This is a genomic window from Streptomyces sp. NPDC048659 (genome assembly GCF_040650575.1).
In the GTDB taxonomy this organism is placed as follows: domain Bacteria; phylum Actinomycetota; class Actinomycetes; order Streptomycetales; family Streptomycetaceae; genus Streptomyces.
The window spans coordinates 58,747-81,811 of sequence record NZ_JBEZHM010000003.1 but is presented as its reverse complement, the minus strand read 5'-3'; the positions used below and the strand labels follow the sequence as shown (position 1 = coordinate 81,811).

Sequence of the window (23,065 nt, the reverse complement as noted above, 5' to 3'; positions counted from 1 at the left end):
GCCGGTGCGTGTTCCTACAGGTACTGACCGGTGTTCGCCACCGTGTCGATGGAGCGGCCGGTGTCCGCGCCCTGCTTTCCGGTGACGAGGGTGCGGATGAAGACGATCCGCTCGCCCTTCTTGCCGGAGATCCGGGCCCAGTCGTCGGGGTTGGTGGTGTTGGGCAGGTCCTCGTTCTCCTTGAACTCGTCCACGCAAGCCTGGAGGAGGTGGGAGACGCGGATGCCCTTCTGGTCGTGGTCGAGGAATGCCTTGATGGCCATCTTCTTGGCCCGGTCGACGATGTTCTGGATCATCGCGCCGGAATTGAAGTCCTTGAAGTACAGGACTTCCTTGTCGCCGTTGGCGTACGTGACCTCGAGGAAGCGGTTCTCCTCGCTTTCCGCGTACATCTGCTCGACCACGGACTGGATCATCGCGTGGGCGGCCGCCGCCTTCGAGCCGTTGTGCTCGGAGAGGTCGTCGGAGTGCAGCGGGAGGGTGGCGGTCAGGTACTTGGCGAAGATGTCCTTGGCCGCCTCCGCGTCCGGACGCTCGATCTTGATCTTCACGTCGAGCCGGCCGGGCCGCAGGATCGCGGGGTCGATCATGTCCTCGCGGTTGGAGGCGCCGATGACGATGACGTTCTCCAGGCCCTCCACGCCGTCGATCTCGGCGAGCAGCTGCGGGACGATGGTGTTCTCCACGTCCGAGCTGACACCGGATCCGCGGGTGCGGAAGAGGGATTCCATCTCGTCGAAGAAGACGATGACGGGGGTGCCCTCGCTCGCCTTCTCCCGGGCACGCTGGAAGACGAGGCGGATGTGCCGCTCGGTCTCGCCGACGTACTTGTTGAGGAGCTCGGGGCCCTTGATGTTGAGGAAGTAGGACTTCCCCGCGGGCTGGCCGGTCACCTCGGCGACCTTCTTGGCAAGGGAGTTGGCGACGGCCTTCGCGATCAGCGTCTTGCCGCAGCCGGGCGGGCCGTAGAGCAGGATGCCCTTCGGGGGCCGCAGCTCGTGCTCCTTGAAGAGGTCGGGGTAGAGGTAGGGCAGCTCGACCGCGTCGCGGATCAGCTCGATCTGGTTGCCCAGGCCGCCGATCTTGTCGTAGTCGACGTCCGGGACCTCTTCGAGGACGAGCTCCTCGACCTCGCTCTTCGGGACGACCTCGTAGACGTAGCCCGACCTGGGTTCCAGGAGCAGGGCGTCGCCGGGTCGGATGGTGATGTCGAGGAGCGGTTCGGCGAGCCGGACCACCCGCTCCTCGTCGGTGTGCCCGACGACCAGCGCGCGCTCGCCGTCCTCGAGGATCTCCTTGAGGGTGACGATGTCGCCGGCGCGCTCGAATTCCATGGCCTCGACCACGTTGAGCGCCTCGTTGAGCATGACCTCCTGGCCCCGCCTGAGCTCGTCGAGCTCGACGCCGGGGCTCACGTTCACCCGGAGCTTGCGGCCCCCGGTGAAGATGTCGCACGTGCCGTCCTCGTTGGCCTGCAGGAAGACACCGAAGCCGGCCGGCGGCTGCGCGAGCCGGTCGACCTCCTCCTTGAGGGCCACGATCTGGTCGCGGGCCTCGCGGAGCGTATGGGCGAGCCGCTCGTTCTGCGCGGACACGCCGGCCAGGTTCGTCTGCAGCTCGACGATCCGCTCCTCGAGAATCCTCGTGTGTCGCGGAGAGTCGGCGAGCTTGCGGCGCAGGACGGCGATTTCCTGCTCGAGATAGGCAACCTGGCCGGCGGGGTCCTCAGACCCCCGCCCCGGCCGGATGCCGCGGTTGATGTCGTCGTCGTGGGCTGCCACGGTCCTCACCTCCTCCAAGGGGAGCTGGACGCTTCCTGACCCTACCTGGGTGGGTGATGATTGAAACCCCTAGATCAAAAAGACTCCGGGGTGTGTCCGATCTTCACCCTTGCGCTTCCCCTCACGCCAGGGGAATACCCACCGCCGGACAATGCAAAAGCGGGCGGTTGTATCGTCGTGGGTGGTCAACACCCGTCGGGCTTGGCCGGACTTACCCGCGGCTGTGCCGCGCGACGCAGAAACGGCAGGAGATATGACCGTGCAGCACGAGGCCCCGGCCGCGGCCGCCGACGAGGCGCTGGAGGTCTGGATCGACCAGGACCTGTGCACCGGGGACGGGATCTGCGTGCAGTACGCGCCCGAGGTCTTCGAGCTGGACATCGACGGGCTCGCTTATGTGAAGAGCGCGGACGACGAGCTGCTCCAGGAGCCGGGGGCGACGACCCCCGTGCCGCTGCCGCTGCTGGTCGATGTCGTGGACTCCGCGAAGGAGTGCCCGGGCGACTGCATCCATGTGCGGCGGGTCGCGGACGGCGTCGAGGTGTACGGCCCCGACGCCGGGTGACGGTGCGCTGACACGGGGTCGCCGCCCCGCGCGGGGCGGCGGTTCAGGCCGCGCGGGGCTCTCCCTGGGTGCTGCGGACGAAGGCTCCGCCCTTCCAGCGCCAGGTCACGTCCTCGCTCCGGTCGGGGCAGCAGCTCGGGACGTCGGGTGACGAGTAGCCGAGCAGGGTGGCGCGTACGACGCCGTCGCGTACGGCGAAGCCGCTGACGGTCTTGAGCTGCGCGGGCTCCACGAGGGTGGCGACGACGCGTGCGGCGGGGCTGCCGGCGCCCGTGCCGTGGGTGAGGACGTAGATGCCGCTGGGCGGCGTTCCGGAGCCGGCTTCGCAGTGTACGACTGCGATGGTCTCGGGGTTTCCGTCGCCGTCGAGGTCCCCGGTGGCCCGCTGGGCGATCGTGCTGGGGCCGCCCCCGCACTCCAGGGGGAAGCGGGCCGTGGCGGCGTCCGGGGCGGGTCTGGGGACGGGGGCCGCTGTGGCTCCGGCGGGGCCGGGCTGGAGCAGTCCGGCGAGGACGACGACTCCGGCCATCGCGGTGGCGGTGGCCAGCCAGTGCACCGGACGGGCGCGGGTGTGCGCGAGGTCCGGGACGGCGGAGGGCTGCACGCGAGAAGTCTCCTGTGAGGGCGGTGCGGAAGGAGTTGCGGGCATCGTGCCACACGTCACAGGACGGCGGAACAGCCGGGGCCGGACGGGGCGGGGCGGGCACGGGCCGCGCGGGCGGGCCCGCGCGGGGCCGCGAACATGAAGGTGCCGCCGCCGACTTCCGTGCCCGGGGGCGGGAAGTCGGCGGCGGCACGCCTGCGTTCGGAGGGGGTCAGCCCTTGTTGGGGCCGTCGTAGTCCTCGCCGTAGGCGCCCTTGGAGGGGCGGCGGCGGCGCATCGGGGGCTCGACGCCGTCCGCCAGGCGGCGGGCGGTGACGAGGAAGCCGGTGTGGCCGATCATGCGGTGATCGGGGCGCACGGCCAGGCCCTCGACGTGCCAGTTGCGGATCATGGACTCCCAGGGCTGCGGCTCGGCGTAGCAGCCGAACTCGCGGATGGACTCCACGGTGCGGGCGAGCTGCGTGGTGGTGGCCACGTAGCAGCAGAGGATGCCGCCGGGCACGAGCGCCTTGGAGACGGCCTCCAGGCACTCCCAGGGGGCGAGCATGTCGAGGATGACGCGGTCGACCTCGGTGTCGGACAGGTTGTCCTGGAGGTCGCCGACGGTCAGCTGCCAGGCGGGGTGCGGGCCGCCGAAGTAGCGCTCGACGTTCCCCTTGGCGATCTCGGCGAAGTCCTCGCGGCGCTCGTAGGAGTGCAGCATTCCGCTGTCGCCGATGGCGCGCAGCAGGAAGGAGCTGAGCGAGCCGGAGCCCACACCGGCCTCGACGACGCGGGCGCCGGGGAAGATGTCGGCGAAGGCCAGGATCTGCCCCGCGTCCTTGGGGTAGACCACGGCGGCGCCGCGGGGCATGGACAGGACGTAGTCGGGGAGCAGGGGGCGCAGCGCGAGGTAGGCGACGTTTCCGGTGGTACGGACAACGCTGCCCTCGGGGGCACCGATCAGTTCGTCGTGCGGGAAGGAACCCTTGTGGGTGTGGAAGTTCTTTCCCTCTTCGAGCGTGAACGTGTAGTGACGGCCCTTGGGGTCGGTCAGCTGAACCTGGTCCCCGACCTTGAAGGGCCCGCGTCGGCGGGCGGCACCGGTCGGTTCGGACATGTGAACAGAGTACCGGGGTTACGAGGAGGGTCGTGCCATGGCCTTGACGAAGGCTTTCTCGACGTCGGCGGTGGAGAGCACGCCGTAGATCTCGCCGCCGTCCTCGACGACGAGGTACTCGGTGGCGGGGCTGGCCCGCAGGTGGTCGAGGAGCGGCTGGCCGGCCAGGTCGGCGGGGACCTTCATGCCGTCGGTGAGGTCCTGGGCGAGGGCGCTGACGGCGACCCAGGGGCGTCGGTGCTGGGGGACGCCGGCGATGGCGGTCTCGCGGACGAGGGCGGTCGGGGTGCCGTGGCCGTCGACGACGACGAGCGCGCGGGCGCCGGCCTCGTTGGCGCGGCGCAGGGCCTCGGAGAGGGGGGTGGCGGACTCGACGGGGACGGCGCGCCGGGTGAGGGTGCGGGCGCGCAGGTCGGGGAGGTGTTCGCGGAGCCGGGCCATGCGGAGGCTGTTGCCGGCGCCGGTCCAGATGATCGCGGCGAGGATGGCGGCGAGCAGGGCGTCGGTGACGGTGGTGAAGCCGGAGATGTCCTCGGTGGAGTTGCCGAGCGCGCCGGTGCGGGTGAGCAGCGGGAGGCCGATGAGGACGGTGACGGCGAGGGCGCGGCCGATCCAGGCGGCGGCGACGGTGCCGGTCATGGCGTTGCCGGTGAGCTTCCAGACGACCGCGCGGAGCATCCGGCCGCCGTCGAGGGGGAGGCCGGGCAGCAGGTTGAAGACGGCGACGATGAGGTTGGAGATCATCAGGCCGCCGAGGAGGACGCCGGGGACGGTGCCGGGTTCGACGGCGTAGAGGCTGAGGTAGAAGATCCCGGCGAGGACGAGGGAGAGGAGGGGGCCGACGAAGGCGAGGACGAACTCGCGGCCCGGGGTCTCGGTCTCCTTCTCGATCTCGGAGACGCCGCCGAAGAACTGGAGCTGGATGCGGCGCACGGGGAGCTTGAAGCGGAGCGCGGCGAGGGTGTGGGCGAGCTCGTGGACGAGCACGGAGGCGTAGAAGGCGATCGCGAAGAACAGCGAGACCAGGTAGCGGGCGGCGCCGAGCTCGGGCAGGACGCGTTCGATCTGGTCGCCGAAGACCCAGGTGATGAGGGCGGCGACCAGGAACCAGCTGGGGGCGACGTAGACGGGCACGCCGAAGGGCCGGCCCATGAGGATGCCGCCGCCCGGCTCCTCGGTCCGCTGCGGCTTGGACTCGTCCTGGTTCACGGGTTCCTTTCGTCGCCGAGCTGCGTGGCCCGCGTCACTCGGTCACGGATCGATCATGCAGTGCGACGGGGGCCTGAGTCGATGGTATTCCGCTCGCTGTCGGTGGCGGGTCGTAGGGTCTGAGTCATGAGTACGAGCGAGCAGCCGCCGGCGGAGGTCCGGGCGCCCACGTCGTTGTCGCCGTCGCGGGCGAGCGACTTCATGCAGTGTCCCCTGCTGTACCGGTTCCGGGTGATCGACCGGCTGCCGGAGAAGCCGAGCGAGGCGGCGACGCGCGGGACGCTGGTGCACGCGGTGCTGGAGCGGCTCTTCGACGCGCCGGCGGTGGAGCGGACGGCGCCGCGGGCGAAGGCGCTGGTGCCGGGGCAGTGGGACCGGCTGCTGGGGTCGAAGCCGGAGCTGGGCGGGCTGTTCGCCGAGGATCCGGGCGGCGAGCGGCTGGCGCGGTGGCTGACGGAGGCGGAGGCGCTGGTCGAGCGCTGGTTCACGCTGGAGGACCCGACGCGTCTCGAGCCGGTGGAGCGCGAGATGTTCGTGGAGACGGAGCTGGAATCGGGGCTGCGGCTGCGCGGGGTGATCGACCGGGTGGACGTGGCGCCGACGGGCGAGGTGCGGATCGTCGACTACAAGACGGGCAAGGCGCCCCGGCCGGAGTACAGCGAGGGCGCGCTGTTCCAGATGAAGTTCTACGCGCTGGTGATCTGGCGGCTGAAGCGGGTGGTGCCGCGCCGGCTGCAGCTCGTCTATCTGGGCAGCGGTGACGTGCTGACGTACGACCCGGTGGAGGCGGACCTGCTGCGGGTGGAGCGCAAGCTGCTCGCGCTGTGGGAGGCGATCCGGCTGGCGACGGAGTCGGGCGACTGGCGGCCCCGGCCGACGAAGCTGTGCGGCTGGTGCGACCACCAGGCGGTGTGTCCGGAGTTCGGCGGCACTCCCCCGGTGTATCCGCTGCCGGTGGTCCCGGCGCGTGCGGCGGCGCCGGAGGCACCTGGTGAGGGCGGGTAGCGGGGTCAGGGCAGAATGGGCGGTGTCCCGCCCGTCCCGTGAAGGAGTCCCTCGTGGCCATCCGCGTCCTCCTGGTCGACGACCAGCCCCTGCTGCGCACCGGTTTCCGGATGATCCTGGAGGCGGAGCAGGACATCGCGGTGGTGGGCGAGGCCGGTGACGGTCTGCAGGCGCTGGACCAGGTGCGGGCGCTGCAGCCGGACGTGGTGCTGATGGACATCCGGATGCCGCGGATGGACGGGGTCGAGGCGACCCGGCAGATCACGGGTCCGGGCCGGGACGGGCCGGCGAAGGTGCTGGTGCTGACGACCTTCGACCTCGACGAGTACGTGGTGGAGGCGCTGCGGGCGGGGGCCAGCGGCTTCCTGCTGAAGGACGCTCCGGCGACGGAGCTGGTGCAGGCGATCCGGGTGGTGGCGGCGGGCGAGGCGATGCTGGCGCCGTCGATCACGCGCCGGCTGCTCGACAAGTACTCGGCGCATCTGCCCTCGGGCGAGGAGCAGGTCCCGGACACGCTGAACACGCTGACCGACCGTGAGGTCGAGGTGCTGAAGCTGGTGGCCCGCGGCCTGTCGAACGCGGAGATCGCGGCGGACCTGTTCGTGAGCGAGACGACGGTGAAGACCCATGTGGGCCATGTGCTGACGAAGCTGGGGCTGCGCGACCGGGTGCAGGCTGCGGTGTACGCGTACGAGAGCGGTCTGGTGCGTCCCGGGGCGCAGTAGCGCTTCCCACGGGTGCCTCCGGGGCTTCCCGGCGGGGTACGCGGAGGGGCCCGGCGCGCGTGACGCGTGCCGGGCCCCTCGGCGTACGGGGGTCAGTTCTTCTTGATCTCCCAGAAGCGGAAGACGGTGGAGGCGTCCAGGGTCCACTCCAGGCCGGTGATGTTGTCGCGGGCGACGGCGTACTGCTTGCCCTGCCAGAGCGGGAGCAGGGGGAGCTGGTCGGCGACGATGTCCTGGATCTTGCCGAAGTCCTGGGCGGTGGCGGAGCGGTCCGCGGAGGCGGCGGTCTTCGGGATGAGGGTGCCGGTGACGGTGGCGTTCTCGTAGTGGTTGCCGAGGACGTTGTCCTTGCCGAAGAAGGGCGCGGTGAAGTTGTCGGCGTCGGGGTAGTCGGGGACCCAGCCCCGGACGTAGACGCCGTACTTGCCGGCGGCGATGTCCTTCTCGTACTGCTCGTACGCGACGGACTTGACGTCCGCGTCGAAGAGGCCGCTCGCGTTGAGCTGCCCGGCTATCGCCTTGAGTTCCTGGTCGGTGGCGGGGCCGAAGCGGCCGGGGGTGGACCAGAGGGTGAGCTTGACCTTGTCCTTGACGCCGCCGGCGCGCAGGGCCTTCTCGGCCTTGGCCTTGTCGGGGCTGCCGTAGGTGTCGAAGAAGGCGGTGTTGTGGCCCGCGATGCCCGCCGGGACGATCGAGTAGAGCGGCGTGGCGGTCGACTTGTAGATGTCCTGGACGAGGGCCTCGCGGTCGACGAGGTGGGCGATCGCCTTGCGGACGGCGAGCTTGCCGACGACCGGGTCCTTGACGTTGAAGACCAGGTGGTGGACCTCGGCGCTGCTGCCCTGGACGACCTCGATGCCCTTGTCGTCCGTGGTCTCGGAGGCTTCGAGGGCGGCGATGTCGGCGGCGGCGAGTCCTCGGTAGGCGACGTCGATCTCGTTGGCGGCGAGCGCCTTGGAGAGGGCGGCGCGGTCGCCGCGGTAGAGCTTGAGGGTGACGCCGTCGTTCTTGGCCTTGGCGTCGCCTCGGTAGCCGGGGTTGACGGAGAAGACGGCCTCGGTGTCGCTGATCGAGTCCAGCTTGTAGGGGCCGGAGCCGATGGCCTTGCCGTCGGTCCGCAGCGAGCCGTCGGCGTACTCGCGGTGGTCGACGATGGAGCCGGCGCCGGAGGCGATCTTGCTCGGGAAGGTGGCGTCCGGGACCTTGAGCGTGAAGACGACGGTCCGAGGGTCGGGGGTCTCGATGGTGTCGATGGTCGAGAGCAGCGGCGCCGGGCCGGAGGGGTCGTCGATCTTCAGGGCGCGCTCGAAGGAGAACTTGACGTCCTCGGAGGTGAGCGGGTTGCCGTTGGAGAACTTCAGGCCCTCGCGCAGGGTGCAGGTGTAGACCCTGCTGCCGGCGGCGAAGCCGCACTTGTCGGCGGCGTCGGGCTCGGGTTCGGAGCCGCCCTTGGGGAAGGCGAGCAGGGACTGGAAGACGTTGTTGAACAGCAGCCAGGAGCCGGGGTCGTAGCCGGCGGCGGGGTCGGTGGCCAGGATCCCGTCCGACATGCCGACGCGGACGGAGTCACCGGATCCGGCGGTGCCGCCGCCCTGTTCGGTGCCGCAGCCGCTGAGCATCGCGGCGGCGAGCCCCGCGGCGAGCGGGGCCGTCAGCCACTTGTTGTGTGCCTTCACAGAACTTGCCCTCTTGATCTCTTGCCAGGCCGGCCGCGCAACGGCTGCGCGGCCGGTACAACGAAGGGGTCAGGCGGTGCCGCGGCCGAGCTCCCACAGGAGCAGGTCGGAGGAGGTGTTCAGCGCCCACTCGACGCCGGTGACGTCGTCGCGCGCGGCGACGTACTGCTTGCCCTGCCACAGCGGCAGGACGGGGACGTCCTTGGCGACGATCTTCTGGATCTGCTCGAAGACGGGGGCCGCGGCGGTGCGGTCGGCCTGGCGGCGCGACTGCGGGATCAGCCGGTCACGGACGGACTGGTTGACGTAGGGGGTGTTGAGGAAGTTGTCGCTGTCGAGGAAGGGAGCGACGTAGTTGTCCGGGTCCGGGTAGTCGGGGAACCAGCCGAGGCCGTAGACGGCGTAGTCGCCGCGCTTCTGGGCCGGGCGGAACCGGGACCACTCGGTGCCCTGGATCTGGGTGTCGAAGAGGCCGGTGGCGTTCAGCTGGCCGCGCAGGGCCTCGAACTCCTTGGCCGTCTCGGCGCCGTAGTGGTCGGTGGTGTAGTGCAGGGTGATCTTGACGGGCGTCTTGACGTCCGCGTCGCGCAGGATCTTGGCGGCCTTGGCCTTGTCCGGTTCGCCGTAGGTGTCGATGAACGAGGTGGAGTGGCCGGTGACGCTGGAGGGGATCAGCGAGTACAGCGGCTGCGCGGTGGGTCCGTAGACCTCGCTGACCAGGGCGCCGCGGTCGACGACGGAGGCCATGGCCTGCCGGACGGCCTTGTCGCCGACCGAGGGGGCCTTGGTGTTGAAGGCGAGGTAGCGGATCTCCAGGCCGGGGACCTCGGTGAGGTCGATGCCGTCCTTCGGCTTCTCGGTGAGCGCCTTGATCTGCGCCTGCGACATGGTGCGGGCCATCATGTCGATGTCGGCCTTCTCCAGCGCGGTGTCCATGCGGGAGGAGTCCGCGAAGGGGCGCAGCTCGACCTTGTCGTTGCGCGGGGTGATGTCGCCCTTGTATTTCGGGTTCCTGGTGAAGACGAACTTGGTGACGGTGTCGCCGTCGCGTTCGGTCTTCATCGTGTACGGGCCGGAGCCGTCGACGTCGAAGCCCTCGCGCAGCCGCTTGCCGTCGTACGTGGCCTTGCTGACGATGCCGGCGACGGGGGTGGAGAGCTTGTACGGGAAGGTCGCGTCGGGCGTCTTCAGGTGGAAGACGATCTCGCGGTCGCCCTGGGTCTCGACGGTGTCGATGTTGGAGAGCAGGGCGGCGGTGCCGTTGTCGGACTTGATGGCGATCACGCGGTCGATGGAGAACTTGACGTCCTCGGCGGTGATCGCGGTGCCGTCGGCGAAGGTGAGGCCCTCGCGCAGCTTGCAGCGGAAGCTCTCGCTCTGCTTGTCGGAGAAGCCGCAGCTCTCGGCGGCCTCGGGGACCGGCTGGCCGCTGCCGCGCGGGACGTGCATGAGCGTCTGGACGGTCTGCCGCAGGACGTTCCAGGCACCGGTGTCGTAGGCGAACGCCGGGTCGAGCGGGGCGGGGGCGTCCTCGGTCGCGACGAACTGGTCCGTGGTGCCCACGACGATCGCTCTGCTCTTGTCCCCTCCACCACAGGCGGCGAGCAGGGGGGTGAGCAGCGCGGCCGTGAGCGGCAGCACCAGGGTCTTGCGGTTCATCAGGGACGTTCTCCTCATCCGGCCCCGGGTGACGGCCGGCACTGGGTACAGCGGCATCGTTCGCTCCGCCGGGCCGCCCGGTCGGGGCGGCGGCGATCGGGCCGGGAAGGGGGTGCGATCGGTCCTGCGTGCGCGGCGGCTCGGGTGGGCGCCGGGGCACGCGGAAGGTGCGGCGGAGTACTCGCGAAACACTAGTGCGCCACGCCGAGGCCGAAGGACGGCGGAGGGCCGTGTGATCACCGCACAGTGATCATGAATGCGATGGCATCGATAATCATGCGTCGGCATGATTCGTGCGTCATCGATCGAAACGGGACACATGGGCGCGCGGGAATCGACATGTTCCGGACACGGCCCGTCCGAGAATGATCTGCCCGTCGGCACTCTGCGTGACCAAGGTCACGCAGAGCCCTTTTCGGACATTGAACCTCAAATAAAGCTCAGATCCGGCCCGTGGAACCGGGCCCCGGAGAGCGTCAGGAGGCCACCGGAGAGGCGATCAGGGTACGGAGGAAGGGCACGTCGACCTCCTCCAGCGAGCGCACCACGACCCGGCCGGCGGAGGGCGCGATCGGGGCGACGGAGGGCACCGCGACGACCCGGCAGCCGGCCGCCTCGGCCGCGGCCACGCCGGTCGCGGTGTCCTCGATGACGGCGCACAGCGCGGGCTCGGCGCCCACTCCGGCGGCGGCGGTCAGATACGGCTCCGGGTGCGGCTTCGTCCGGCCGACCTCGTCGCCCGCGACGGTCAGCACGAAGCGCTCTCGGCCCAGCGAGTGCAGCACCTTGTCGATGATCCGGCGGTGCGAGGCGGAGACCAGCGCGGCCGGAATGCCATGGCTGCCCAGCTCCGCGAGCAGCCGCTCGGCGCCCGGCATCAGCGGCACGCCCTGCCCGATGCGCTGCTCGAACTTCTCGTTCAGCAGGACGGAGAGCTCCTCCAGGGTGATGTCGGCGCCGGTCGCCTCGATGAGGTAGCCCGCGCTGCGGGTCATCGGGCCGCCGACGACGATCTCCTTCCAGGCGGTGTCGAGCCGGTGCCCGAGGTCCGCGAAGACCTCCACCTCCGCGTCCCACCAGAAGCCCTCCGTGTCGACGAGGGTGCCGTCCATGTCGAGGAAGACCGCCTGCAGGGCGGAGCTGCCGTTGGCACGGAACAAGGACGCGGGGACCGTACTGGTCATCCGGACACCTCCATCGGGAGACGAGAAGGCCGGCCGCCCACCCCGGTACGGGGGTAGGGCGACCGGCCTCTGCACTGGACCGACCAGTGTACGTCCGACCCACTCACGGCGCAGGGATTTACCCCCGCACCGGTCAGCGGGCGTTGAAGTACTTCGCCTCCGGGTGGTGCAGCACGATCGCGTCCGTGGACTGCTCCGGGTGGAGCTGGAACTCCTCGGAGAGGTGCACCCCGATCCGCTCGGGCTCCAGGAGCTCGGCGATCTTGGCCCGGTCCTCCAGGTCCGGGCAGGCGCCGTAGCCCAGCGAGAAGCGGGCGCCGCGGTACTTGAGGGCGAACATGTCCTCGACCGCCGCCGGGTCCTCCCCGCCGAAGCCGAGCTCGGCGCGGACCCGGGCGTGCCAGTACTCGGCGAGCGCCTCGGCCAGCTGCACGGACAGGCCGTGCAGCTCCAGGTAGTCGCGGTAGGAGTCGGAGGCGAAGAGCTTGGCCGTGGCCTCGCCGATCCGCGAGCCGACCGTGACGACCTGGAGGCCGACCACGTCGGTCTCGCCGGACTCCTCCGGGCGGAAGAAGTCGGCCAGGCACAGGCGGCGGCCGCGGCGCTGGCGCGGGAAGGTGAAGCGGGTCCGCTCGTTGCCGGAGTCGTCGAGGATGATCAGGTCGTCGCCCTTGGAGACGCAGGGGAAGTAGCCGTGCACGACGGCCGCCTCCAGCAGGTTCTCCGTGTGCAGCCGCTCCAGCCAGCCGCGCAGCCGCGGCCGGCCCTCGCTCTCCACCAGCTCCTCGTACGTCGGGCCGTCACCGGTCCGGTTCTGCTTGAGGCCCCACTGGCCCTTGAAGAGCGCGCCCTCGTCGAGCCAGCTCGCGTACTCCTTGAGCTGGATGCCCTTGACGACCCGGGTGCCCCAGAACGGCGGGGTCGGTACGGGGTTGTCGACGGCCACGTCCGACCGGCCGCCCTGCTCCGGCTCGTCGACCTGGAGGACGGCGGTGCCCTTGGCGACCCGGCGCTGCTTGAGCTCCGGCAGGGTCGCGCCGGGCACGCCGCGCTTGACCGCGATGAGGGCGTCCATCAGGCGCAGGCCCTCGAAGGCGTCGCGGGCGTAGCGGACCTCGCCCTGGTAGACCTCGTGCAGGTCCTGCTCCACGTACGCGCGGGTGAGCGCGGCGCCGCCGAGGATCACCGGGTACTTGGCCGCCAGCTCGCGCTGGTTCAGCTCCTCCAGGTTCTCCTTCATGATCACCGTGGATTTGACCAGGAGGCCCGACATGCCGATGACGTCGGCCCGGTGCTCCTCGGCCGCCTCCAGGATCGCGGAGACCGGCTGCTTGATGCCGATGTTGACGACGTTGTAGCCGTTGTTGGACAGGATGATGTCGACGAGGTTCTTGCCGATGTCGTGGACGTCTCCCCGGACCGTGGCGAGGACGATGGTGCCCTTGCCCTCGGCGTCCGACTTCTCCATGTGCGGCTCCAGGTAGGCCACCGCGATCTTCATGACCTCGGCGGACTGGAGCACGAAGGGGAGCTGCATCTGGCCGGAGCCGAAGAGCTCGCCGACGGTCTTCATGCCGTCGAGCAGGATGTCGTTGACGATCTCCAGGGCGGGCCGCTCTTCGAGCGCCGCGTCCAGGTCGGCCTCCAGGCCGTTCTTCTCGCCGTCGATGATCCGGCGCTTGAGGCGCTCCTCCAGCGGCAGCGCCAGCAGCTCCTCGGCCTTGCCGGCCTTGAGGGACTTGGTGGTGGCGCCCTCGAAGAGCGCCATCAGCTTCTGCAGCGGGTCGTAGCCCTCGGCGCGCCGGTCGTAGATCAGGTCGAGGGCGGTGGTGACCTGCTCCTCGTCGAAGCGGGCGATCGGGAGGATCTTCGAGGCGTGCACGATGGCCGAGTCCAGGCCCGCCTTGACGCACTCGTCGAGGAAGACCGAGTTCAGCAGGATGCGGGCGGCCGGGTTGAGGCCGAAGGAGATGTTGGACAGGCCCAGGGTCGTCTGGACGTCCGGGTGCAGCCGCTTCAGCTCGCGGATCGCCTCGATGGTGGCGATGCCGTCCTTGCGGGACTCCTCCTGGCCGGTGCAGATGGTGAAGGTCAGGGTGTCGATGAGGATGTCGGACTCGAGGATGCCCCAGTTGCCCGTGAGGTCGTCGATCAGGCGCTCGGCGATGGCGACCTTGTGCTCGACGCTGCGGGCCTGGCCCTCCTCGTCGATGGTGAGGGCGATCAGCGCGGCGCCGTGCTCGCGGGCGAGCCGGGTGACCTGGGCGAAGCGGGACTCGGGCCCGTCGCCGTCCTCGTAGTTGACCGAGTTGATGACGGCCCGCCCGCCCAGCTTCTCCAGGCCGGCGCGGATGACCCCGACCTCGGTGGAGTCCAGGACGATCGGCAGGGTGGAGGCGGTGGCGAAGCGGCCGGCCAGCTCGGCCATGTCGGCGACGCCGTCGCGGCCCACGTAGTCGACGCAGAGGTCGAGCATGTGCGCGCCCTCGCGGATCTGGTCGCGGGCCATCTCGACGCAGTCGTCCCAGCGGGCCTCCAGCATCGCCTCGCGGAACTTCTTCGAGCCGTTGGCGTTGGTGCGCTCGCCGATCGCCATGTACGAGGTGTCCTGGCGGAACGGGACGGTCTGGTAGAGCGAGGCGGCGCCCGGCTCGGGGCGCGGCTCGCGGACCGGCGGGGTCAGCCCGCGGACCCGCTCGACGACCTGGCCCAGGTGCTCGGGGGTGGTGCCGCAGCAGCCGCCGACGAGGCTGAGGCCGTAGTCGCCGACGAAGTTCTCGTGGGCGTCGGCGAGCTCGGCGGGCGTCAGCGGGTAGTAGGCGCCGTCCTTGGTGAGGATGGGCAGACCGGCGTTGGGCATGCAGGACAGGGCGATGCCGGCGTGCCGGGCGAGGTAGCGCAGGTGCTCGCTCATCTCGGCGGGGCCGGTGGCGCAGTTCATGCCGATCATGTCGATGCCGAGCGGCTCCAGGGCCGTGAGCGCGGCGCCGATCTCGGAGCCGAGCAGCATGGTGCCGGTGGTCTCGACGGTGACCGAGGTGATGAGCGGGACCCGGTAGCCGGCGACGTCCATGGCCCGGTGGGCGGCGATGATCGACGCCTTGGTCTGGAGCAGGTCCTGGGTGGTCTCGACGAGCAGCGCGTCGGCGCCGCCGGCGAGCAGGCCCTCGGCGTTCTGCTGGTAGGCGTCGCGGATCGTGACGTAGTCGACGTGGCCCAGGGTGGGCAGCTTGGTGCCGGGGCCCATGGAGCCGAGCACCCAGCGCTGCTGTCCGGTGGCGCGGGTGAACTCGTCGGCGGCCTCGCGGGCGATCCGGGCGCCGGCCTCGGAGAGCTCGTGGATGCGGTGGGCGATGTCGTACTCGCCGAGCGCGGAGAAGTTGCAGTTGAAGGTGTTGGTGCCGACGCAGTCGGTGCCGACGGAGAGATAGGCGTCGTGGACCGAGCGGACGATGTCCGGGCGGGAGACGTTGAGGATCTCGTTACAGCCTTCGAGCTGCTGGAAGTCCTCCAGGGAGGGGTCCTGGGCCTGGAGCATGGTGCCCATCGCGCCGTCGGAGACGACGACCCGGGAGGCGAACGCCTCGCGGAGGGCGTCGGCCCGCTGGGCGGCGGTCGCGGGGGCGGCTGCGGAGGTCGGCGACGAGGCCATGGATGAAGCTCCCTGGGATGCGACGGCTGTCGGCTTTGCGCTCCCGGTGGAGAACGCACGGGGTCAGACTAACCGCGCGGGTGCCGGGGTGGACATCGGGTTCCACAAGCTGGACTGCATCCTGTGTGCGGGGACTCCCGGTCCGCCCCGTCGTGCACGACACTGTCTTATGTGACACGAGGTCGGCATCGACCGATAGTGTTCAGCATTGTCGAACAGCATGTGAGGAGAAAGGCCGGGCGATGGCGAAGAACATCCAGTCGCTTGAACGGGCGGCGGCGATGCTGCGACTGCTCGCGGGCGGCGAGCGCCGGCTCGGCCTGTCCGACATCGCCTCCTCCCTCGGGCTCGCCAAGGGCACGGCGCACGGCATCCTGCGCACCCTCCAGGCCGAGGGCTTCGTGGAGCAGGACCCGGCCTCCGGCCGCTACCAGCTGGGCGCCGAGCTGCTGCGCCTCGGCAACAGCTATCTGGACGTGCACGAGCTGCGCGCGCGGGCGCTCGTCTGGACGGACGACCTGGCCCGCTCCAGCGGCGAGAGCGTCCACCTGGGCGTGCTGCACCAGCAGGGCGTGCTGATCGTCCACCACGTCTTCCGGCCCGACGACAGCCGCCAGGTGCTGGAGGTGGGGGCCATGCAGCCGCTGCACTCCACGGCCCTGGGCAAGGTGCTGTCGGCGTACGACCCGGTGGCGCACAGCGAGGCGGTGGAGGTCGCGCGGGAGCCGTTCACGCCCCGGACGGTGACCGCCCTGGAGGAGTTCGAGTCGCTGCTGGACCTGACCCGGGCGCGCGGCTGGGCGGCGGACGTGGAGGAGACCTGGGAGGGCGTGGCCGCGGTGGCGGCGCCGATCCACGACCGGCGCCGGATGCCGGTGGGCGCGGTGGCCATCACGGGCGCGGTGGAGCGGGTGTGCGCCGCGGGCGAGCTGCGCTCCGAGCTGGTCGCGGCGGTGCGGGACTGCGCGCGGGCGGTCTCCCGGGACCTCGGGGCGGGCCGCTTCTGACCCCGGCCCGCCGGGTGCCCGCACGCGCCTGACCACGGCCGAGCGCCACCGCACACGACTGAACCCGCCGGTAACGATCCCGCCACCGGCGGGTTTTTCGCGCCCTCAACCCTTGACGCGCTGTTGACCGTGGCGGAAAACTTCCGTTCATCGGTCGGCATTGTCGAACAGCTACCGGCAATACACGCTAGGGTGTGACAGTGCCAAGGGCCGGCAACGCCCTCACCACGAGGGCGCGGACCTCCGGAGGGACCCGGGGTCCGCCTTCCCCTGGACGAAGGACAAAGGAGTCGCGGGTGTCCAGCTCCGACATCTTCATCGGCGAGACCATCGGTACCGCCGTACTCATTCTGCTCGGCGGCGGTGTCTGCGCCGCCGTCACGCTCAAGAGCTCCAAGGCCCGCGGCGCGGGCTGGCTCGCGATCACCTTCGGGTGGGGCTTCGCCGTCATGACGGCCGTGTACATGACCGCTTCCCTCTCCGGGGCGCATCTGAACCCCGCCGTGACGGTCGGTATCGCGATCAAGGACGGGGAGTGGGGGAACGTCCCCGTCTACTTCGCCGGGCAGCTCCTGGGCGCGATGATCGGTGCGGCACTCGTCTGGGTCGCCTACTACGGCCAGTTCCGGGCCCACCTCACCGACCCGGAGCTCGTCGCCACCCCGCACGAGGAGGGCATGGTCGACCAGAAGGCCGCCCCCGGCGCCGGTCCGGTGCTCGGCGTCTTCTCCACCGGCCCCGAGATCCGGAACACCTGGCAGAACCTGGCCACCGAGATCATCGGCACCGTCGTGCTGGTCCTCGCCGTGCTCACCCAGGGCCTCAACGACAGCGGCAAGGGCCTCGGCGTCATCGGCGCCCTCATCACCGCCTTCGTCGTCGTCTCCATCGGCCTCTCGCTCGGCGGCCCGACGGGCTACGCGATCAACCCCGCCCGCGACCTCGGCCCGCGCATCGTGCACGCCCTGCTCCCGCTCCCGAACAAGGGCGGCTCCGACTGGAGCTACGCCTGGATCCCCGTCGCCGGTCCGCTGATCGGCGGAGCCATCGCCGCGGGTATCTACACCATCGCGTTCGCCTGAGCCGTCCTTCTTCCAGACCTCCCTTGGAGTACACCGTGACCGACGCCCACACCCCCGGCACCTCCTCCCACGGGCACGGCCCGTTCATCGCCGCCATCGACCAGGGCACCACGTCCTCGCGCTGCATCGTCTTCGACAAGGACGGCCGGATCGTCTCCGTCGACCAGAAGGAGCACGAGCAGATCTTCCCGAAGCCGGGCTGGGTCGAGCACGACGCCACCGAGATCTGGGCCAACGTCCAGGAGGTCGTCGCCGGCGCCATCGCCAAGGCGGGCATCACCTCCGCCGACGTCAAGGCGATCGGCATCACCAACCAGCGTGAGACCACGCTGATGTGGGACAAGAACACCGGCGAGCCCGTGCACAACGCGCTCGTCTGGCAGGACACCCGCACCGACGCCCTGTGCAAGGAGCTCGGCCGCAACGTCGGCCAGGACCGCTTCCGCCGCGAGACCGGCCTGCCGCTCGCCTCGTACTTCTCCGGCCCCAAGGTCCGCTGGCTGCTCGACAACGTCGAGGGCCTGCGCGAGCGCGCCGAGCGCGGCGAGATCCTCTTCGGCACCATGGACTCCTGGGTCATCTGGAACCTGACCGGCGGCACCGAGGGCGGCGTCCACGTCACCGACGTCACCAACGCCTCCCGCACCCTCCTGATGAACCTGCACGAGATGGCCTGGGACGAGCGCATCCTGCACTCGATCGACATCCCCGCCGCCGTGCTCCCCGAGATCCGCTCCTCCGCCGAGGTGTACGGCACGGTCAAGGGCGGCGTCCTCGACGGCGTCCCGGTCGCCTCCGCGCTCGGCGACCAGCAGGCCGCCCTGTTCGGCCAGACCTGTTTCGCCGAGGGCGAGGCCAAGTCCACGTACGGCACCGGCACGTTCATGCTCATGAACACCGGCGACAAGATCATCAACTCCTACAGCGGCCTGCTGACCACGGTCGGCTACCAGATCGGCGACGCGAAGCCGGTCTACGCCCTGGAGGGCTCGATCGCCGTCACCGGCTCGCTGGTGCAGTGGATGCGCGACCAGATGGGCCTCATCAAGTCCGCCGCCGAGATCGAGACGCTGGCCTCCTCCGTCGAGGACAACGGCGGCGCCTACTTCGTCCCCGCCTTCTCCGGGCTCTTCGCCCCGTACTGGCGCTCCGACGCCCGCGGCGTGATCGCCGGCCTCACCCGCTACGTCACCAAGGCGCACATCGCCCGTGCCGTCCTGGAGGCCACCGCCTGGCAGACCCGCGAGATCACCGACGCCATGACCAAGGACTCCGGCGTCGAGCTGGCCGCCCTCAAGGTCGACGGCGGCATGACCTCCAACAACCTGCTGATGCAGACCCTCTCCGACTTCCTGGACGCCCCCGTCGTGCGCCCGATGGTCGCCGAGACCACCTGCCTCGGCGCCGCCTACGCCGCCGGTCTGGCCGTCGGCTTCTGGCCCGACACCGACGCGCTGCGCGCCAACTGGCGCCGCGCCGCCGAGTGGACCCCTCGCATGGACGCCGACAAGCGCGACAGCGAGTACAAGAACTGGCTCAAGGCCGTCGAGCGCTCCATGGGCTGGCTCGAAGCAGAAGAGAACTGACGAGGAGTAATTCGCGATGACCACCCTGCAGAGCCTCCCCTCCCTGGGGATGCACCCGGCCGCCGGTTCCCTCCCGACCCGCGCCGAGACCAGAGAGCAGCTGTCCAAGGCGACGTACGACCTCCTGGTGATCGGCGGCGGCATCCTGGGCATCTCCACCGCCTGGCACGCCGCGCAGTCCGGGCTGCGGGTGGCCCTCGTGGACGCCGGCGACTTCGCCGGCGCCACCTCCTCCGCCTCCTCCAAGCTCCTCCACGGCGGCCTGCGCTACCTGCAGACCGGCGCGGTGAAGCTCGTCGCCGAGAACCACTTCGAGCGGCGCGCGGTCTCCCGCCAGGTGGCCCCCCACCTGGCCAACCCGCTCACCTTCTACCTGCCCGTCTACAAGGGCGGCCCGCACGGCGCCGCCAAGCTCGGCGCCGGCGTCTTCGCGTACAGCGCCCTGTCCGCCTTCGGCGACGGCGTCGGCCACCTGCTCTCCCCCGCCAAGGCCGCGCAGGACGTCCCCGAGCTCCGTACGGAGGACCTCAAGGCCGTCGCCGTCTACGGCGACGACCAGATGAACGACTCCCGCATGGCCCTGATGACGGTCCGCGCGGCGGTGGAGGCCGGCGCGGTCGTCCTCAACCACGCCGAGGTCACCGGGCTGCGCTTCACCCGGGGCCGGGTCACCGGCGCCGAGCTGAAGGACCGGCTCGACGGCGAGGAGTTCGGCGTCGGCGCCCGCCTGGTGCTCAACGCCACCGGCCCGTGGGTGGATCACCTGCGGAAGATGGAGGACCCCAACGCGGCCCCCTCCATCCGCCTCTCCAAGGGCGCGCACCTGGTCCTCAAGCGCACCTCCCCGTGGAAGGCGGCGCTCGCCACCCCCATCGACAAGTACCGGATCACCTTCGCCCTCCCCTGGGAGGACATGCTGCTGCTCGGCACCACCGACGAGGAGTACGAGGGCGACCCCGGCGAGGTCGCGGTCACCGAGAAGGACACCGCCCAGATCCTGGACGAGGCCGCCTTCTCCATCCGCGACCAGCAGCTCGACCGCTCGCTGATCACCTACGCCTTCGCCGGTCTGCGGGTGCTGCCGGGCGGGCCCGGCGACACCTCCAAGGCCAAGCGCGAGACGGTCGTCACCGAGGGCCGCGGCGGGATGCTGTCGGTGGCCGGCGGCAAGTGGACCACCTTCCGCCACATCGGCCGCACCATCATGAAGAAGCTGGAGTCCCTCCCCGGCCACCCGCTGGGCGAGTCCTACGAGCCGGTGTCGACGCTGCCGAAGCGGCTCCCGCTGCCCGGCATAGCCAACCCGAACGCGGTCGCCCACCGCCTCCTCGTGGACGGCCCCGCGCCCGGCCCGCGCATGTCCGCCGACACCGCCAAGCACCTGGCGACCCACTACGGCTCGCTCGCCTTCGACATCGCCCGCATGGCGAACGAGAACCCCGAGCTCGCCGAGCGGGTCCACCCGGACGCCCCGGAGATCTGGGCCCAGGTCGCCTACGCCCGCGACCACGAGTGGGCCGAGACCGCCGACGACGTGCTGCGCCGCCGCACCACGCTCACCATCCGCGGCCTCGCCACGGACGAGATCCGCGGCAAGGTCGAGGACATGCTCCGCAAGTAGCCCGCGCCGCACACGCGGGGTAAGGGGCGGTCTCCCATGGAGACCGCCCCTTACGCGTGCCCCCGCGCGGGCGCGCGCGTCCCTCCGTGCTCCCCCGCGCGCGCCGCCACATCGCCGCCACAACGCCGCAACACTGCGCGCGCAGAGTGGCAGCATGAAGTTTCAGGTGCTCTCCCTCATCGGCCATCTCCCCCACCCCCTCACCGGCGAACTCGACGCCCCCGCGGACCGGTTGGAGCAGGTCCTGGCCGTCGGCGAGGCCGCCGAACGGCTCGGCTTCGACGCGTACTCGATCGGCGAACGGCACACCGGCCCCTTCCTCTCCTCCAGCCCCTCCGTGCTGCTCGGCGCCCTGGCGTCCCGCACCTCCCGGATCCGGCTGCTGACCGGCGTCACCGTCGTCGCCGTCCTCGACCCGGTCCGGGTGGCCGAGGACTTCGCCACCCTCGACCTGCTCTCCCGGGGCCGGGTCGAGCTGGTCGTCGGCAAGGGCGCGGAGGCCGGCCACTTCGACCTCTTCGGCCTGGACGAGGCACGGCAGTGGGACCTCCAGAAGGAGCGCTACGAGCTGCTGCGCCGGCTGTGGACCGAGGAGGGCGTGGACTGGGAGGGCGAGTTCCGTCCCCCGCTGAAGAACGTGACCACGGTGCCCCGCCCGTACGCGGGGGCGCCGCGCGTCTGGCACGGCTCGGCCACCAGCCTCAACTCCCCCGAGCTCGCGGCGAAGCACGGCGACCCGCTGTTCACCGCCAACGCCATCCAGCCGCGCGAGGCGTACGCGAAGCTGATCGCCCACTACCGCGAGCGCTTCGAGGCGTACGGGCACGACCCGAAGGACGCCCGGGTGGCGGCGGGCTCCGGCGGGCTGCTCATCGCCGACACCCACGAGCGGGCCGTCGCCCGCTACAAGGAGCTGTACGAGGCGCGCACCCGGCAGAACTTCCGCCCGCACCTGGCGGGCCGGGCCGGCTACAACACGCCCTTCGTCACGATCGAGGAGGCCATCGCGGGCGGCCCGCAGCTGATCGGCTCCCCGCAGCAGATCATCGACAAGCTCCTCGGCTATCACGCGGTGTACCGGCACGATCTGCAGTCGGTCACCGTCGACGCCTTCGGACAGTCCACCGCCGAGCAGATCGAGACCCTGGAGCGCTTCGCGGAGGAGATCGCCCCGGTGCTGCGGAAGGAGGCCCCGAGCACGCTCTGGGAGGAGTGAGCCGGCACGCGTGCCGACGCGGGTTCCTGGGTAGTCGATCAACGCCGGGACGGCTTTCGGGCGGGTCCGAGGGCTCCGGGCGGGCCACCGGAAAGCCGTAAGGTTGGTCCGTACGACAGGAACTTCGACGAAGGAGGCGCTGGGTGATCGAGCTCGAGGGGGTACCCGAGCTGATCGACCCGGTCATGGTGGCCGCGTTCGAGGGGTGGAACGACGCCGGTGACGCCGCCTCCGCGGCGGTCGCCCATCTGGACCGGGAGTGGAAGGGCGAGGTGTTCGCGGCGCTGGACGCCGAGGACTACTACGACTTCCAGGTCAACCGGCCCACGGTGTGGCTGGACGGCGGCGTCCGGAAGATCACCTGGCCCACCACCCGGCTCTCCGTGGTGCGGATCGGCGGCGACAAGCCCCGGGACCTGGTCCTGGTGCGCGGGATCGAGCCGTCGATGCGCTGGCGTTCGTTCTGCAACGAGCTGCTGGGCTTCGCCCACGAGCTGGGCGTGGAGATGGTCGTGATCCTGGGCGCGCTGCTCGGCGACACCCCGCACACCCGTCCGGTGCCGGTCAGCGGGGTGACCTCGGACCCCGACCTTGCGCGCACGATGGACCTGGAGGAGACCCGCTACGAGGGCCCGACGGGCATCGTGGGCATCCTCCAGGAAGCCTGCACGCACGCCGGGGTGCCGGCGGTGAGCCTGTGGGCCGCGGTGCCGCACTACGTGTCGCAGCCGCCGAACCCGAAGGCGACGCTGGCCCTGCTCAACCGGCTGGAGGACCTGATCGACCTGCGCATCCCGCTGGGCGAGCTGCCCGAGGACGCGCGGGCCTGGCAGGTGGGCGTGGACCAGCTCGCCGCCGAGGACAGCGAGGTCGCCGAGTACGTGCAGACCCTGGAGGAGGCGCGGGACACGGCCGAGCTGCCGGAGGCGTCCGGCGAGGCCATCGCCCGCGAGTTCGAGCGCTATCTGCGGCGCCGGGAGCCGGGCTCGGGACCCGGGCCGGTGGCCACGGAGGGCGGCGACACCCCGTACCTGCGCGACGGCGCCGGTGAGCGGACCCGCCCGCCGAAGCCGCAGCAGCCGGGCCCGGAGGCGGTCCCGGGCACCGAGCCGGAGCCGCCGGCCGCGGGTGCGGCGGACGCGGATCCGGCGGACGCGGGGGCCGAGGGCGCGGAGGACGGGGCCACGCGCGAGGACGCCGACGGGGCCGCCGAGGCGGCCGGTACCCCGGACGAGACCGAGCCGGGCACGCCGGACACCGCCGACGCCCCCGACGCCCCCGACGCCTCCGGGCCCCCTGGGACCTCGGGGACCCCCGGGACCTCGGAGGACTGACCGTTCCACAACCGGTGGGAGGGGTGGCGCCGCCGCCCCTCCCACCGGCGTTTCCGGGGG

General features: G+C 70.9%; 17 protein-coding genes. 9 read left to right on the top strand and 8 right to left on the bottom strand.

The features are described 5' to 3' along the window. Nucleotides 1–14: 14 nt before the first annotated feature. On the bottom strand, nt 15–1,781 hold the full coding sequence (arc, locus tag AB0C99_RS03620; RefSeq protein ID WP_362468776.1) for a proteasome ATPase: 1,767 nt from the start codon (nt 1,779–1,781) through the stop codon (nt 15–17). 253 nt (nt 1,782–2,034) lie between these two features. Between arc and AB0C99_RS03615 the strand changes: the two genes are divergently transcribed. Continuing rightward, complete coding sequence (locus AB0C99_RS03615; RefSeq protein ID WP_362468774.1) at nt 2,035–2,346, top strand: ferredoxin; 312 nt, start codon at nt 2,035–2,037, stop codon at nt 2,344–2,346. Between the two features lie 43 nt (nt 2,347–2,389). Here the strand turns inward: AB0C99_RS03615 and AB0C99_RS03610 are convergent, their stop codons facing one another. From AB0C99_RS03610 to AB0C99_RS03600, 3 genes are all read right to left on the bottom strand, one after another. Beyond that, nucleotides 2,390–2,950, bottom strand: a complete 561-nt coding sequence (locus AB0C99_RS03610) for a hypothetical protein (protein ID WP_362468773.1) — start codon at nt 2,948–2,950, stop codon at nt 2,390–2,392. Between the two features lie 211 nt (nt 2,951–3,161). Beyond that, the gene (locus AB0C99_RS03605) at nt 3,162–4,049 is read right to left on the bottom strand and encodes a tRNA (adenine-N1)-methyltransferase (RefSeq protein ID WP_351661952.1); all 888 of its coding nucleotides are present in this window, start codon (nt 4,047–4,049) and stop codon (nt 3,162–3,164) included. An 18-nt stretch (nt 4,050–4,067) separates the two neighbouring features. Continuing rightward, a complete protein-coding gene (locus tag AB0C99_RS03600) occupies nt 4,068–5,201 on the bottom strand; it encodes a site-2 protease family protein (protein ID WP_362469082.1) in 1,134 nt (377 codons plus the stop codon). Nucleotides 5,202–5,384: 183 nt separating this feature from the next. Here AB0C99_RS03600 and AB0C99_RS03595 point away from each other — a divergent pair, with 183 nt between their 5' ends. Together AB0C99_RS03595 and AB0C99_RS03590 are read left to right on the top strand one after the other, a co-directional pair. Further along, nucleotides 5,385–6,263, top strand: a complete 879-nt coding sequence (locus AB0C99_RS03595; protein WP_362468771.1) for a RecB family exonuclease — start codon at nt 5,385–5,387, stop codon at nt 6,261–6,263. 53 nt (nt 6,264–6,316) lie between these two features. After that, nucleotides 6,317–6,988 (top strand): response regulator transcription factor, encoded by a 672-nt coding sequence (locus AB0C99_RS03590; RefSeq protein WP_132914643.1) that lies wholly within the window; start codon nt 6,317–6,319, stop codon nt 6,986–6,988. A gap of 92 nt (nt 6,989–7,080) precedes the next feature. Here the strand turns inward: AB0C99_RS03590 and AB0C99_RS03585 are convergent, their stop codons facing one another. The 4 genes from AB0C99_RS03585 to metH all read right to left on the bottom strand — a co-directional run bounded on the left by AB0C99_RS03585 (nt 7,081) and on the right by metH (nt 15,159). Beyond that, nucleotides 7,081–8,664, bottom strand: coding sequence for an ABC transporter substrate-binding protein (locus AB0C99_RS03585; RefSeq protein WP_362468769.1), 1,584 nt, complete (start codon nt 8,662–8,664; stop codon nt 7,081–7,083). A gap of 69 nt (nt 8,665–8,733) precedes the next feature. Continuing rightward, nucleotides 8,734–10,323: an ABC transporter substrate-binding protein gene (locus tag AB0C99_RS03580; protein ID WP_362468767.1), complete on the bottom strand. Its 1,590-nt coding sequence runs from the start codon at nt 10,321–10,323 to the stop codon at nt 8,734–8,736. A 476-nt stretch (nt 10,324–10,799) separates the two neighbouring features. After that, nucleotides 10,800–11,507: an HAD family phosphatase gene (locus tag AB0C99_RS03575; protein WP_362468765.1), complete on the bottom strand. Its 708-nt coding sequence runs from the start codon at nt 11,505–11,507 to the stop codon at nt 10,800–10,802. Between the two features lie 133 nt (nt 11,508–11,640). Then, nucleotides 11,641–15,159: a methionine synthase gene (gene metH / locus AB0C99_RS03570; protein ID WP_362468763.1), complete on the bottom strand. Its 3,519-nt coding sequence runs from the start codon at nt 15,157–15,159 to the stop codon at nt 11,641–11,643. Nucleotides 15,160–15,401: 242 nt separating this feature from the next. Here metH and AB0C99_RS03565 point away from each other — a divergent pair, with 242 nt between their 5' ends. From AB0C99_RS03565 to AB0C99_RS03540, 6 genes are all read left to right on the top strand, one after another. Further along, entirely contained in the window at nt 15,402–16,166 is a 765-nt protein-coding gene (locus AB0C99_RS03565) for an IclR family transcriptional regulator (RefSeq protein ID WP_362468762.1), read from the top strand. A 296-nt stretch (nt 16,167–16,462) separates the two neighbouring features. Further along, nucleotides 16,463–17,248 (top strand): MIP/aquaporin family protein, encoded by a 786-nt coding sequence (locus AB0C99_RS03560; protein ID WP_362468760.1) that lies wholly within the window; start codon nt 16,463–16,465, stop codon nt 17,246–17,248. Nucleotides 17,249–17,283: 35 nt separating this feature from the next. After that, entirely contained in the window at nt 17,284–18,834 is a 1,551-nt protein-coding gene (gene glpK, locus AB0C99_RS03555; RefSeq protein WP_362468759.1) for a glycerol kinase GlpK, read from the top strand. A 16-nt stretch (nt 18,835–18,850) separates the two neighbouring features. Then, the gene (locus AB0C99_RS03550) at nt 18,851–20,455 is read left to right on the top strand and encodes a glycerol-3-phosphate dehydrogenase/oxidase (protein ID WP_362468757.1); all 1,605 of its coding nucleotides are present in this window, start codon (nt 18,851–18,853) and stop codon (nt 20,453–20,455) included. A gap of 154 nt (nt 20,456–20,609) precedes the next feature. Next, on the top strand, nt 20,610–21,671 hold the full coding sequence (locus AB0C99_RS03545) for an LLM class flavin-dependent oxidoreductase (protein WP_362468755.1): 1,062 nt from the start codon (nt 20,610–20,612) through the stop codon (nt 21,669–21,671). A 143-nt stretch (nt 21,672–21,814) separates the two neighbouring features. Further along, nucleotides 21,815–23,005, top strand: coding sequence for a PAC2 family protein (locus AB0C99_RS03540; RefSeq protein ID WP_362468753.1), 1,191 nt, complete (start codon nt 21,815–21,817; stop codon nt 23,003–23,005). Nucleotides 23,006–23,065 lie beyond the last annotated feature (60 nt).

Bases quoted from the DNA above. Each gene is read 5' to 3' on its own strand.
- AB0C99_RS03615 (WP_362468774.1), top strand. From the start codon at position 2,035: ATGACCGTGCAGCACGAGGCCCCGGCCGCGGCCGCCGACGAGGCGCTG.
- AB0C99_RS03605 (WP_351661952.1), bottom strand. From the start codon at position 4,049: ATGTCCGAACCGACCGGTGCCGCCCGCCGACGCGGGCCCTTCAAGGTC.
- AB0C99_RS03600 (WP_362469082.1), bottom strand. From the start codon at position 5,201: ATGGGCCGGCCCTTCGGCGTGCCCGTCTACGTCGCCCCCAGCTGGTTC.
- AB0C99_RS03595 (WP_362468771.1), top strand. From the start codon at position 5,385: ATGAGTACGAGCGAGCAGCCGCCGGCGGAGGTCCGGGCGCCCACGTCG.
- AB0C99_RS03580 (WP_362468767.1), bottom strand. From the start codon at position 10,323: ATGAACCGCAAGACCCTGGTGCTGCCGCTCACGGCCGCGCTGCTCACC.
- AB0C99_RS03575 (WP_362468765.1), bottom strand. From the start codon at position 11,507: ATGACCAGTACGGTCCCCGCGTCCTTGTTCCGTGCCAACGGCAGCTCC.
- metH (WP_362468763.1), bottom strand. From the start codon at position 15,159: ATGGCCTCGTCGCCGACCTCCGCAGCCGCCCCCGCGACCGCCGCCCAG.
- AB0C99_RS03565 (WP_362468762.1), top strand. From the start codon at position 15,402: ATGGCGAAGAACATCCAGTCGCTTGAACGGGCGGCGGCGATGCTGCGA.
- AB0C99_RS03550 (WP_362468757.1), top strand. From the start codon at position 18,851: ATGACCACCCTGCAGAGCCTCCCCTCCCTGGGGATGCACCCGGCCGCC.
- AB0C99_RS03545 (WP_362468755.1), top strand. From the start codon at position 20,610: ATGAAGTTTCAGGTGCTCTCCCTCATCGGCCATCTCCCCCACCCCCTC.